At 63.1% G+C, this 13,508-nt stretch carries 7 protein-coding genes; 6 read left to right on the top strand and 1 reads right to left on the bottom strand.

The genetic code is table 11. The features are described from left to right. Nucleotides 1–62: 62 nt before the first annotated feature. Nucleotides 63–2,009 carry a BCCT family transporter gene (locus HU760_RS02545; RefSeq protein ID WP_225931987.1) on the bottom strand — a complete coding sequence of 649 codons (1,947 nt, stop codon included), beginning with the start codon at nucleotides 2,007–2,009 and terminating at the stop codon, nucleotides 63–65. A 531-nt stretch (nucleotides 2,010–2,540) separates the two neighbouring features. On the opposite strand from HU760_RS02545, the gene betI reads away from it, so the two are divergent. The 6 genes from betI to selO all read left to right on the top strand — a co-directional run bounded on the left by betI (nucleotide 2,541) and on the right by selO (nucleotide 13,405). Further along, nucleotides 2,541–3,197, top strand: a complete 657-nt coding sequence (betI, locus tag HU760_RS02540) for a transcriptional regulator BetI (protein ID WP_186672233.1) — start codon at nucleotides 2,541–2,543, stop codon at nucleotides 3,195–3,197. Between the two features lie 37 nt (nucleotides 3,198–3,234). Further along, entirely contained in the window at nucleotides 3,235–4,707 is a 1,473-nt protein-coding gene (gene betB, locus HU760_RS02535) for a betaine-aldehyde dehydrogenase (protein WP_186672231.1), read from the top strand. A 77-nt stretch (nucleotides 4,708–4,784) separates the two neighbouring features. Beyond that, nucleotides 4,785–6,482 carry a choline dehydrogenase gene (betA, locus tag HU760_RS02530; protein ID WP_186672229.1) on the top strand — a complete coding sequence of 566 codons (1,698 nt, stop codon included), beginning with the start codon at nucleotides 4,785–4,787 and terminating at the stop codon, nucleotides 6,480–6,482. Nucleotides 6,483–6,679: 197 nt separating this feature from the next. Further along, entirely contained in the window at nucleotides 6,680–8,422 is a 1,743-nt protein-coding gene (locus HU760_RS02525) for a potassium/proton antiporter (protein WP_186672223.1), read from the top strand. A 33-nt stretch (nucleotides 8,423–8,455) separates the two neighbouring features. Further along, on the top strand, nucleotides 8,456–11,764 hold the full coding sequence (mscK, locus tag HU760_RS02520; RefSeq protein WP_186672222.1) for a mechanosensitive channel MscK: 3,309 nt from the start codon (nucleotides 8,456–8,458) through the stop codon (nucleotides 11,762–11,764). A gap of 180 nt (nucleotides 11,765–11,944) precedes the next feature. Continuing rightward, the gene (selO, locus tag HU760_RS02515; protein WP_186672221.1) at nucleotides 11,945–13,405 is read left to right on the top strand and encodes a protein adenylyltransferase SelO; all 1,461 of its coding nucleotides are present in this window, start codon (nucleotides 11,945–11,947) and stop codon (nucleotides 13,403–13,405) included. The last annotated feature ends 103 nt before the right edge of the window (nucleotides 13,406–13,508 follow it).

Here is a 13,508-nt window from a genome sequence, read left to right as displayed (position 1 = left end):
TAATTATTGCTTGCCCATGAAAAAGGCCCTGCGTCTTGCAGGGCCTCCTCATAGCTCAAGAATTAGCTGTACACACGCCCCAGCAGCTGGCGGTGGCTTTCGAACTGGTCCAGCACATCACGCACGATCTGCTCCGGCGCGAAGCCCATCAGGTCGTACTCTTGGCTGCCATCGTGCAGGTATACCTCGGCGCGGTAGAAACGCTGACGCACCTCCGGCTCACCTTCCACAGGCGCTTCGCTCGGCGCGGCCAGGTAGCCATCCAGGCTCACTTCGTAGACGAACGGGTTGCCCTCTTCCATCATCACCCGCAGGCCCATCATGTTGCGCGACTGGCCAACACGGGTTTCCACCTCGAAGCCCAGGGTTTGCAGCTGCGCGGCGGCTTCTTTCAGCGCTGGGCTGACATGCCTGTCCATGAACCGCTGCACCACGGCCTGGGTCGGCTGCAGTTCCAGCTGGGTCAGGCGCTCACTGAAGCCGCGACGGCCACGGGCGGCCAGCTCGGCACGCTCCTGCTCGACCACCACGTCCTGTTTCATGGCCTTGTACAGGCCGAACATGAACAGCACCAGTACCACCGAGAACGGCAGGCCCGCCAGCACCACCATGGTCTGCATGGCCTCGAAATTACCGGCAAACAGCAAGCCGATGGTGACCAGGGTGATGACCACGGACCAGAACACCACCATCCAGTGCGGGGCGTCCTCGTCCACCTTGCCGCCCTTGCAGGACAGGTTGGCCATCATCACCGCGCCGGAGTCGGCCGGGGTGAGGAACAGGACGAAGCCGACGAACACCGCCACACCGATCACGATCTTGGCCGCCGGGAAGTATTCCAGCAGTTGGTAGATCGACATCGACGGCTGTTCCAGCGCGGTCTTGCCCAGTTCCACGGCGCCCTGATTGATTACCAGGTCCAGTGCCGTGTTACCGAAGATCGACAACCAGGCCAAAGTGAAGCCCAGCGGGATCAGCAATACGCCCATGACCAGTTGGCGCACGGTGCGGCCTTTGGAAATACGGGCAATGAACATCCCTACGAACGGGCCCCAGGAGATCCACCAGGCCCAGTAGAACACGGTCCACAGACCCAGCCAGCGCTCCGACTTGTCACCCGAACCTTCATACACGTAAAGGTCGAAGGTCTTCAGCACGATGCCGTTGAGGTAGTCGCCAATGTTCTGCACGAAGCCATTGAGCAGATACAGGGTTTCGCCACCCAGCAGCACAAAGATCAGCAAGCCGCTGAACAGCATGATGTTCAGGTTGGACAGGCGGCGAATGCCGTTTTCCACACCCGAGACCGCAGCCACGGTCGCCACCCCGGCCATGACCAGAATCACCACCAGCAGGTTGGTCTTGCTGTGGTCCATGCCGAACAGGTATTCCAGACCCGAGGCCACCTGCATCGCGCCGATGCCGAGGTTGGTCACCAGGCCCAGCAGGGTCACGAACATACCGAAGATGTCCACGGCGTTGCCAGCGGCACCCTTGACCCAACGCTCGCCCACCAGCGGGTACAGCGCCGAACGCAGGGCCAGCGGCTGGTTATGACGGTAGGCGAAGTAACCCACGGCCAGGCCGACCAGGGCATAGATTGCCCAGCCATGCAGCCCCCAATGCAGGAAGGTCAGCTGCAAGCCCTGGCGCGCGGCCTCAAGGCTGGCCGAGGTACCTTCCGGCGGGTTGAAGTAGTGGTCCAGCGGCTCGGAGGCGCCAAAGTACAGCAGCGAAATACCGATACCGGAGGAGAACAGCATGCCGGCCCAGGCGCCATAGCTGAAGTCGGGCTCATCGTCCTTGCCGCCAAGCTTGAGCTTGCCGTAGTCGGAGAACGCCAGGTAGACGACGAACAGCAGGTAACCACAGATTACCAGCATGTAGTACCAGCCAAAGGTGCGCGTCAGCCACTTCTGGGCCACGCCCAGCACCTGGCCGGCAGTTTCGGGTACAGCGATAAGCAAGGCAGTCAGAACGAGGATCATCAGCGCGGAGGTGAAGAACACCACGCGGTTGACCCGGACCCTCTCGGCGGGGGGTTTGGTAAGTGAGGCAGAACTCATTGCACGAATGCTCCGGGCAGTACGGCTATGGAGGCTAATCAGTGTTCCCGAGCAATTGGTGGAATATCCCCACTGCGTCAGGTGTTATAAAAGGCACCCTGGAAACCGTGATCCCGAATCGATACGTTGCAAAAATCAGACAGGTGGCCTGTCGCCACTGCCACGCCTCGAACGAGGTGCGCGCATTAGCCACAGTCCACCCCGCCCGCTCCAAGGGCCTGCCGCAGGCTCGACGAGCGCACGGCAGAATCTGCATTTCGCATCGCTCATGCCCGTCAACGCCTTGTATTCCGGGGGTTACGCGATTTCCTGGGGTGTCAATCCGTGCTTCTTAGACCGCCTGAAAAACTGTCAATGGCACAAATTGTCGCAGAGCTTATTCTTTATTGATTGAACGTTCAATCAAAACAAAATAGACTGGCCTTCGCCGAGTCAGCGCCTGTCGCCTGCTCGCGGGCCTGAGGAGATAGCAAGATGCCCAAGGTCGGTATGCAACCCATCCGCCGCCAGCAGTTGATCGAAGCCACGTTGCAGGCGGTCGATCAGGTCGGACTGGGGGATGCCAGCATTGCGCTGATTGCCCGTTTGGCCGGTGTGTCGAACGGCATCATCAGTCACTACTTTCGGGACAAGAACGGCCTGATCGCAGCGACGATGGGATACATCATGAACATGCTCAACGAAGGTGTTCGAGCACGTCGCCAGGCCCTGACGGACGACAGTCCGCGCGCCCACCTGAAAGTGATCATCGAGGGCAACTTCGATGCCAGCCAGGTGAACGGCCCGGCAATGAAAACCTGGTTGGCCTTCTGGGCTTCCAGCATGCACCAGCCCGATTTGCACAGGTTGCAGCGGATCAACGACCACCGCTTGTATTCCAACCTGTGCTGCCAGTTCCGCCGCGCCCTGCCGCTCTACCATGCGCGCAAGGCAGCCCGCGGCCTGGCGGCGTTGATCGACGGTTTGTGGCTGCGTGGTGCCCTGTCGGGTGATGCATTCGACACCGACCAGGCGATACGGATTGCTTACGAATACATGGATCTACAACTGGCTAAACAGCACACCCTGGACACCAACGACCAGGCTGCTGATCAAGCACGCACGGCACTTGTCGACCCGGCAGGAGCGTGACGCGCAGCCAACCACACACTGCACTTGCGAGGACACTATGGCCCGTTTCGGAACGCAAAAACTCTACATTGATGGCGCTTACGTCGACGCTGGCAGCGATGCCACTTTCGAAGCCATCAACCCGGCCACCGGCGAAGTCCTCGCCCACGTGCAACGTGCCACCCAGGCCGACGTCGAGAAGGCCGTCGAAAGCGCCGAGCGCGGCCAGAAAGTCTGGGCCGCGATGACCGCCATGCAGCGTTCGCGCATCCTGCGCCGCGCCGTCGACATCCTGCGCGAACGCAACGACGAACTGGCCATGCTGGAAACCCTGGACACCGGCAAGTCGTACTCGGAAACCCGCTACGTCGACATCGTCACCGGCGCCGACGTGCTGGAATACTATGCCGGCCTGGTACCGGCCATCGAAGGCGAGCAGATCCCGCTGCGTGAGTCGTCGTTCGTCTATACCCGCCGCGAGCCGCTGGGCGTGACTGTCGGTATCGGCGCGTGGAACTACCCGATCCAGATCGCCCTGTGGAAGTCCGCCCCGGCCCTGGCTGCTGGCAACGCAATGATCTTCAAGCCGTCGGAAGTCACCTCGCTGACCACCCTGAAGCTGGCCGAGATCTACACCGAAGCCGGCCTGCCGAACGGCGTGTTCAACGTGCTGACCGGCAGCGGCCGCGAAGTCGGCACCTGGCTGACCGAGCACCCACGCATCGAGAAAGTGTCCTTCACCGGCGGCACCACCACTGGCAAGAAGGTCATGGCCAGCGCCTCGAGCTCGTCGCTCAAGGAAGTCACCATGGAACTGGGCGGCAAGTCGCCACTGATCATCTGTGCCGACGCCGACCTGGACAAGGCCGCCGACATCGCCATGATGGCCAACTTCTACAGCTCGGGCCAGGTCTGCACCAACGGCACCCGCGTATTCGTCCCAGCGGCAATGAAAGCGGCTTTCGAAGCCAAGATCGCCGAGCGCGTTGCGCGCATTCGCGCTGGCAACCCGGAAGACGAAAACACCAACTTCGGCCCGCTGGTCAGCTTCCAGCATATGGAAAGCGTGCTCGGCTACATCGCCAAGGGCAAGGAAGAAGGCGCCCGCGTGCTGTGCGGTGGCGAGCGTATGACCGAAGGTGATTTCGCCAAGGGCGCCTTCGTCGCCCCGACCGTGTTCACCGATTGCACCGACGACATGACCATCGTCAAGGAAGAGATCTTCGGCCCGGTGATGAGCATCCTCACCTACGAAACCGAAGAGGAAGTCATCCGCCGTGCCAACGACACCGAGTACGGCCTGGCCGCCGGTGTGTGCACCAACGACATCAGCCGCGCCCACCGCATCATCCACAAGCTGGAAGCCGGTATCTGCTGGATCAACGCCTGGGGCGAATCGCCAGCCGAAATGCCGGTGGGTGGCTACAAGCAGTCGGGTGTCGGCCGTGAGAACGGCATCAGCTCGCTGGCCCAATACACTCGCATCAAGTCGGTCCAGGTCGAGCTGGGCGGCTACAACTCGGTTTTCTAAACCCTGTCTAGCCACGCCCGTGCCGCTGTGCATGGGCGTTTCCGCTCCCTGTTCACCGCCAACATGAGGGTACTTGCATGTCCAAAGAATACGATTACATCATCGTCGGCGCCGGCTCGGCCGGTAACACCCTGGCGACCCGCCTGACCGAAGACGCCGGCGTCACTGTGCTGCTGCTGGAAGCCGGCGGCCCCGACTACCGCTTCGACTTCCGCACCCAGATGCCGGCCGCCCTGGCCTTCCCGCTGCAGGGCCGCCGCTACAACTGGGCCTATGAGACCGACCCGGAGCCGCACATGGACGGCCGCCGCATGGAGTGTGGCCGCGGCAAGGGCCTGGGTGGCTCGTCGCTGATCAACGGCATGTGCTACATCCGCGGCAACGCCATGGACTTCGACGGCTGGGCAGAACTGCCGGGCCTGGAAGACTGGACCTACCTGGACTGCCTGCCGTACTTCCGCAAGGCCGAAACCCGTGACATCGGCCCGAACGACTATCACGGCGGCGAAGGCCCGGTCAGCGTTACCACGCCGAAAGCCGGCAACAACCCGCTGTTCCACGCCATGGTCGAAGCCGGCGTACAGGCCGGTTACCCACGCACCGAAGACCTCAACGGCTACCAGCAGGAAGGCTTCGGTCCGATGGACCGCACCGTGACCAAGAACGGTCGCCGTTCCAGCACCGCCCGCGGCTACCTGGATCAGGCCAAGAAGCGCCCGAACCTGACCATCGTCACCCACGCCCTGACCGACCGCGTGCTGTTCGACGGCAAGCGCGCCATCGGCGTGACCTACCTGGTCGGCGACAGCGAAGAGCGCGTCGAAGCCCGCGCCCGCAAGGAAGTGATCGTCAGCTCCGGCGCCATCGCCTCGCCGCAACTGCTGCAGCGTTCCGGCGTCGGCCCGCGCGCCCTGCTGGAAAGCCTCGACATCCCGGTGGTGCACGACCTGCCGGGCGTCGGCGAAAACCTCCAGGACCACCTGGAACTGTACCTGCAGTACGCCTGCACCCAGCCAGTGTCGCTGTACCCATCGCTGCTGTGGTGGAACCAGCCGGCGATCGGCGCCGAGTGGATGTTCAACGGTACCGGCATCGGCGCCAGCAACCAGTTCGAGGCCGGTGGTTTCATCCGCACCCGCCCTGAATTCAAATGGCCGAACATCCAGTACCACTTCCTGCCGGTGGCCATCAACTACAACGGCTCCAACGGCGTGCAGGAACACGGTTTCCAGGCGCACATGGGCTCGATGCGCTCGCCAAGCCGCGGTCGTATCCGCCTCAAGTCGAAAGACCCGCGCCAGCACCCAAGCATCCTGTTCAACTACATGGCTACCGAACAGGACTGGCAGGAATTCCGTGACGGCATCCGCCTGACCCGCGAAATCATGGCCCAACCGGCGCTGGACCCGTACCGTGGCCGCGAAATCAGCCCGGGCGCGCACGTGCAGACCGACGAGGAACTGGACAAGTTCATCCGTGAGCACGCCGAAACCGCCTTCCACCCGTCCTGCTCGTGCAAGATGGGCACCGACGACATGGCGGTGGTCGACGGCGAAGGCCGCGTGCACGGCATGCAGGGCCTGCGGGTGGTCGACGCGTCGATCATGCCGATCATCATCACCGGCAACCTCAACGCCACCACGATCATGATTGCCGAGAAGATCTCGGACAAGATCCGTGGCCGCAAGCCACTGCCGCGCAGCACCGCCAAGTACTATGTGGCCAATGGTGCACCGGTGAAGGGCAAGCCGATGCGTGAGGTGAAGCAGGCCTGATGAACCTGGGGCCGCTTTGCTGCCCTTTCGTGATACAAGGTCCCACGATAGAAAAGGCACCCACCGCGGTGCCTTTTTTTTACCTGCAGAAACGCTTTACAGGCTGCCAATTCATCAGGTTAGAATCATTTGGCACGCGACCTGCTAGCGACATGCTATCAAGTCCCTTCCCCCCGCGGTTCCCGGAGTACCTGCCTTTGGATGCAAGCACCATCAACAGCCTGTTCCTGATCGGCGCATTGCTGGTGGGTGCGAGTATCCTGGTCAGCTCGCTGTCGTCGCGCCTGGGCATCCCTATCCTGGTCATCATCCTTGCGGTCGGCATGGCCGCCGGTGTCGATGGTGGCGGCATCATTTTCAACAACTACCCGACCGCCTACCTGGTAGGCAACCTGGCATTGGCCGTGATCCTGCTGGACGGCGGCCTGCGCACGCGGGTTGCGAGCTTCCGGGTGGCCCTGTGGCCGGCGCTGTCGCTGGCCACCATCGGCGTGATGATCACCACCGCCCTCACCGGCATGGTCGCCGCCTGGCTGTTCGACCTGAGCCTGATCCAGGGCCTACTGATCGGCGCCATCGTCGGCTCCACCGATGCTGCGGCGGTGTTCTCGCTGCTCGGCGGCAAAGGCCTGAACGAGCGGGTGACCGCGACCCTGGAAATCGAATCGGGCAGCAACGACCCGATGGCCGTGTTCCTTACGGTCACCCTCATCGACATGATCGCCAGCGGCCAGACCGGCCTGCACTGGAGCCTGCTCACCCACCTGCTGCGCGAATTCGGCATCGGCGGGCTGGTGGGCCTGGGCGGCGGCTGGCTGATGCTGCAATTGGTCAACCGCATCAAGCTGGCTGGCGGCCTGTACCCGATCCTGGTGATTGCCGGCGGCCTGGTGGTGTTCTCGCTGACCAACGCCCTGCACGGCAGCGGCTTCCTCGCCGTGTACCTGTGCGGCCTGGTGCTGGGCAACAAGCCCATCCGCAGCCGCCACGGCATCCTGCACATGCTCGATGGCATGGCGTGGCTGGCGCAGATCGGCATGTTCCTGGTGCTGGGGTTGCTGGTCACGCCGCACGACTTGCTGCCCATTGCCCTGCCGGCGCTGGGCCTCGCGCTGTGGATGATACTGGTGGCGCGCCCGCTGTCGGTGGTCGCCAGCCTGTTGCCGTTCAAGGCCTTCCACGGCCGTGAAAAGGCCTTCATTTCCTGGGTCGGCCTGCGCGGTGCGGTACCGATCATCCTCGCGGTGTTCCCGCTGATGGCTGGCCTGCCGGATGCCCAGCTGTTCTTCAACCTGGCCTTCTTCATCGTGCTGGTGTCGCTGCTGGTGCAAGGCACCAGCCTGCCGTGGATGGCCAAGCTGCTTAAAGTGACGGTACCGCCAGACCCGGCGCCAATCTCCCGCTCCGCCCTGGAAGTGCACATCACCAGCGAGTGGGAATTGTTCGTCTACCGCCTGGGCGCCGAAAAATGGTGCATCGGCGCCGCGCTGCGCGAGCTGAAAATGCCAGAAGGCACGCGGATCGCCGCACTGTTCCGGGGCGAGCAGCTGCTGCACCCGTCGGGCAGCACCGTGCTGGAAGTCGGCGACATGCTTTGCGTGATCGGCCACGAGCACAACCTGCCCGCCTTGGGCAAACTGTTCAGCCAGGCGCCACAGCGCGGCCTCGACTTGCGATTCTTCGGCGACTTCGTACTCGAAGGCGATGCCGAACTGGGTGCGGTGGCGGCGTTGTACGGCCTCAAACTCGATGGCCTGGACGCGAAAATGCCACTGGCGCAGTTCATCCGACAGAAGGTCGGAGGCGCTCCAGTAGTAGGTGACCAGGTCGAATGGCATGGCACGATCTGGACCGTGGCCACCATGGACGGGAACAAGATTCAGAAAGTGGGCGTCAGATTCCCCGAAGGAACGCGACCCGGACCAGGATTGTTCCTCTAAACTTCGTTTGCCTGATTCTCAAGTAGCCTGCCTATGTCCCTGCGCGCGTATCTCCGCACAGCCCTGCTCGGGCTGTGCCTGTCTCTCTCTTTTGCAGCCACTGCGGCAGAAGCCCCGACCACCGCCAGTATCCAGAACAGCCTTGACAAGATCGCCGAGCGCAAGCTGCCCGAGGCCGAGCAGAAGGCACTGCAGCAGGTGCTGGAGCAAACCCTCAGCCTGCTCGCCAGCAAGGAAGACAACGAGCACAAGCTCACCGCCCTCAAGCAGCAGTTGGCCGGGGCCCCGAAAGAAACTAGCGACAGCCAGCATGAACTGGCCAGGCTCAAGGAGAGCAAGCCACAGCCGGTGGCCCAGCGCTACGCCAGCCTCAGCGTGCCGCAACTGGAACAGATGCTCAGCGAACGCAGCACCCAGCAGGGCGAGCTGCAGGAGGCGCTGTCCGAAGCCAACAGCCTGATCATCAATTCGCAGACCCGCCCGGAACGAGCCCAGGCTGAAATCAGCAACGCCCAGGCACGCACCCAGCAGATCAACAGCATTCTCAAGACCGGCAAGGATGCAGGCAAACCGATCAACGCCGACCAGCGCAACCAGCTCAACGCCGAACTGGCCTCGCTCAACGCCCTGACCCTGCTGCGCCGCCAGGAGCTGGCCGGCAACAGCCAGCTGCAAGACCTTGGCAACGCTCGCCACGACCTGCTGATCGAGCGCGCCGCGCGCCTGGAACAGGAAATCCAGGACCTGCAGACCTTGATCAACGACAAGCGCCTGGCGCAGTCCCAGGAAGCCGTCACCCAGCAGTCGATCGAGGCCCAGAAAGCCGGCGGCAGCAGCCTGCTGGCCACCGAAAGCGCGGTCAACCTCAAACTCTCCGATTACCTGCTCAAAAGCACCGATCGGCTCAACGAACTGACCCAGCAGAACCTGCGCACCAAACAGCAACTGGACAGCCTGACCCAGGCCGACCAGGCGCTGGACGAACAGATCAACGTGCTCAAGGGCAGCCTGCTGCTGTCGAAGATTCTCTACAAGCAGAAGCAGAGCCTGCCGCACCTGAAACTGGACCGCGATCTGGCTGACCAGATCGCCGACACCCGGTTGTACCAGTTCGAGGTCAACCAGCAACGCGAGCAGATGAGCAACCCGGTCACCTACGTCGACAAGCTGCTGGCCGCCCAGCCGCAGGAAGAGGTGACGCCACAGCTGCGCAAAGCCCTGCTGGAAGTGGCCATCACCCGCAGCGACCTGCTGGAGCGGCTGAACCGCGAGTTGTCGGCACTGCTCAACGAATCGATCACCTTGCAGCTCAACCAGAAGCAGTTGCTGGGCACTGCGCAGAGCCTGCGTACCACCCTCGACGAGCAGATGTTCTGGATCCCCAGCAACAAGCCGCTGGACTGGGACTGGCTGCGCTACGTACCCGAGCGCCTGGCTGATCAGGTCGCCAACCTGCCGTGGGGTTCGGGCCTGAAGGAACTGGCCGACGGCTTGAGCCAACGCCCGTTGCTGTTCCTGCCGCTGCTGCTGGTGATCGGCGCCCTGCTGTGGCGGCGCAAGTACCTGTACCAGCGGTTGGGCAAGGTGCACCAGGACATCGGCCATTTCCGCCGCGACAGCCAGTGGCATACGCCCCAGGCGCTGCTCATCAATATCCTGCTGGCGATGCCGGTCAGCCTGGGCCTGGCCCTGTGCAGCTATGCCCTGCAGATCGACGCCCGGGGGCAGAACGCCAACCTCGGCGCCGCCCTCTGGCAACTGGCACAGGCCTGGCTGGTGTTCTATACCGCCTATCGCATCCTTGCCCCCGGCGGCGTGGCGGAAATCCACTTCCGCTGGCACAAGCCGCAGGTCGAGTTCCTGCGCGGCTGGGTACGCCGCCTCGGCACCGTGGTGCTGGCGCTGGTCGGGGTAGTGGCTGTGGCCGAGCACCAGCCATCGGCCCTGGCCGACGACGTGCTGGGCATCGGCGTGGTGCTGACCTGCTACGCACTGATGGCCTGGCTGCTCAGTCGCCTGCTGCTCAGCAGCCCGGCACACCGTGACACTTCGCTGTTCCGCAAGGCCGTGGGCGTAGCCTTCACCGCGCTGCCCATCGCCCTGTTCGTGGCCGTATGCTTCGGCTATTACTACACCGCGCTGAAACTCACCGACCGGCTGATCTACACCCTCTACCTGCTGCTGTTCTGGCTGGTGATCGAGGCCGCGTTCGTGCGCGGCCTGTCGGTGGCCGCACGGCGCCTGGCCTACCAACGCGCGCTGAGCAAGCGGGCGGCGGCCAAGGAGGGGCTGGACGGCGAAGTCATCACCGAAGAGCCGACCCTGGACATCGAGCAGGTCAACCAGCAGTCGCTGCGCCTTATCCGTCTGGCCCTGCTCGGCGGCTTCATCGCTGGCCTGTACTGGGTGTGGTCGGACCTGATCTCGGTGTTCGCCTACCTCAACAACTTCGTCCTCTACGAATACACCAGCGGCACCGGCGCCGCCGCCAGCATGGTGCCGATCAGCCTCGGCGACCTGCTCGGTGCCCTGATCATCGTCGGCATCACCTTTGCCCTGGCCGGCAACTTGCCGGGCCTGCTGGAAGTACTGGTACTGTCGCGCCTGAACCTGGCCCAGGGCAGCGCCTACGCCACCACCACGCTGTTGTCGTACACCATCGTCGGCGTCGGCATCGTCAGTACCCTGTCGACCCTGGGGGTCAGCTGGGACAAGCTGCAATGGCTGGTAGCCGCGTTGTCGGTGGGCCTGGGCTTCGGCATGCAGGAGATCTTCGCCAACTTCATTTCCGGCATCATGATCCTGTTCGAGCGCCCGGTGCGCATCGGCGACACCATCACCATCGGCAACCTGTCGGGCACGGTGAGCAAGATCCGCATCCGCGCCACCACCATCACCGATTTCGACCGCAAGGACATCATCGTCCCCAACAAGACCTTCATCACCGGCCAGCTGATCAACTGGTCGCTGACCGATACGGTCACCCGGGTAACGCTGAAGCTGGGTATCGACTACGGCTCCGACCTGGACCTGGTGCGCGAGCTGCTGCTCAAGGGCGCCCATGAAAACCCACGGGTACTCAAGGACCCGGAACCGATCGTGTATTTCCTCAACTTCGGCGAAAGCTCGCTGGACCATGAACTGCGCATGCACGTACGCGACCTGGGCGACCGCAACCCGACGCTGGACGAGATCAACCGCTACATCAACCGTGAATTCAAGGCGCACAACATCAAGATCTCGGTACGCCAGGTCGAGGTATTCCTGATGGACCAGAAGGGGGGCAAGCAACAGCTGGTGCCGGTGGAGCAGCCAAAACCGGATGGCACTCAGCCTGTGTAAGTGGACTCCATAGGGCATGAACGCCCAGAATGCCTGCGAGGGCTTCGCCCTCGTTCGCCGGCAAGCCCGCTCCCACCAGAACTGCGTTGCTCTCAGGCTCTGCACATCTCCGGTGAGAGCTGGCTTGCCGGCGATGGGCCGCAACGCGGCCCCAATGGCACCGACTTCCAGGAGCAGCCCGTGAAAGCCCTCGACCAACTCACCTTCGACAACCGCTTCGCCCGCCTGGGCGACGCGTTCTCCACCCAGGTGCTGCCCGATCCCATCGCAGAGCCACGTCTGGTGGTAGCGAGCGAGTCGGCCATGGCCCTGCTCGACCTCGACCCGGCCCAGGCCGACCTGCCGTTGTTCGCCGAACTGTTCAGCGGCCACAAGCTGTGGGACCAAGCCGACCCACGGGCAATGGTCTATTCCGGCCACCAGTTCGGCTCGTACAACCCACGGCTGGGTGATGGCCGTGGCCTGCTGCTGGCCGAAGTGCTCAATGACGCCGGCGAGCACTGGGATCTGCACCTCAAGGGCGCCGGCCAGACCCCCTATTCGCGCATGGGTGACGGCCGTGCGGTGCTGCGCTCGTCGGTCCGTGAGTTCCTCGCCTCCGAAGCCCTGCACGCCCTGGGCATCGCCACCAGCCGGGCATTGTGCGTCATCGGCTCCAGCACCCCGGTATGGCGCGAAACCCGTGAAAGCGCGGCCATGCTCACCCGCCTGGCGCACAGCCACGTGCGTTTCGGCCACTTCGAGTATTTCTATTACACCAAACAACCCGAGCAGCAGCGCGTGCTGATCGACCACGTGCTGGAACAGCACTATCCCGAATGCTGTGAGGCGCAGCAGCCGTACCTGGCCATGTTCCGCACCATCGTCGAGCGCAACGCCGAGCTGATTGCCCGCTGGCAGGCCTACGGCTTCTGCCACGGCGTGATGAACACCGATAACATGTCGATTCTCGGGATCACCTTCGATTTCGGCCCCTATGCCTTCCTGGATGATTTCGACGCCAACTTCATCTGCAACCACTCCGACGACCGTGGTCGCTACAGCTATGCCAACCAGGTGCCGATTGCGCACTGGAACCTCAGTGCCCTGGCTCAGGCCCTGACCACAGTGATCGAAGTGGAACCGCTGAAAGAGGCACTCGGGCTGTTCCTGCCGCTTTATCAGGCCCATTACCTCGACCTGATGCGCCGCCGTCTGGGCCTGACCACTGCCGAGGACGACGACATGGCGTTGGTCGAGCGCCTGTTGCAGCGCATGCAGAGCGGTGGCGTGGACTACAACCTGTTCTTCCGTAAACTGGGTGACAGGCCGGTAGCCGAAGCGCTGAAGGTAGTGCGCGACGACTTCATTGACCTGGCCGGTTTCGATGCCTGGAGTGCAGCTTACCTGGCCCGCTGTGAGCGTGAAGCTGCTAATGCCGAAGGGCGTCGGGAACGGATGCATGCGGTCAACCCGCTGTATGTGCTGCGCAACTACCTGGCGCAGAAAGCCATCGAAGCGGCTGAAGCGGGGGACTACAGTGAAGTACGGCGGTTGCATCAGGTGTTGAGCAAACCGTTTGAAGAGCAAGCCGGGATGCAGGCCTACGCCGAACGGCCGCCAGAGTGGGGCAAGCACCTGGAAATCAGCTGTTCATCCTGATTTGATGGTCGCTGTACAGGCCCCATCGCCGGCAAGCCAGCTCGCACAGGTAAAAAGCCTACCTGAGGCAGACGCCCCCCCTGGGAGCCGGCTTGCCGGCGAC

The sequence above is a fragment of the Pseudomonas oryzicola genome (assembly GCF_014269185.2).
Taxonomy (GTDB): Bacteria; Pseudomonadota; Gammaproteobacteria; order Pseudomonadales; family Pseudomonadaceae; genus Aquipseudomonas; species Aquipseudomonas oryzicola.
The sequence above is the reverse complement of the archived record's forward strand: the minus strand, read 5'-3'. Positions and strand labels throughout refer to the sequence as shown.

What these genes read in the sequence shown, in the direction of transcription:
- betI (WP_186672233.1), top strand. Translation starts at nt 2,541, where the DNA reads ATGCCCAAGGTCGGTATGCAACCCATCCGCCGCCAGCAGTTGATCGAA.
- betB (WP_186672231.1), top strand. Translation starts at nt 3,235, where the DNA reads ATGGCCCGTTTCGGAACGCAAAAACTCTACATTGATGGCGCTTACGTC.
- betA (WP_186672229.1), top strand. Translation starts at nt 4,785, where the DNA reads ATGTCCAAAGAATACGATTACATCATCGTCGGCGCCGGCTCGGCCGGT.
- mscK (WP_186672222.1), top strand. Translation starts at nt 8,456, where the DNA reads ATGTCCCTGCGCGCGTATCTCCGCACAGCCCTGCTCGGGCTGTGCCTG.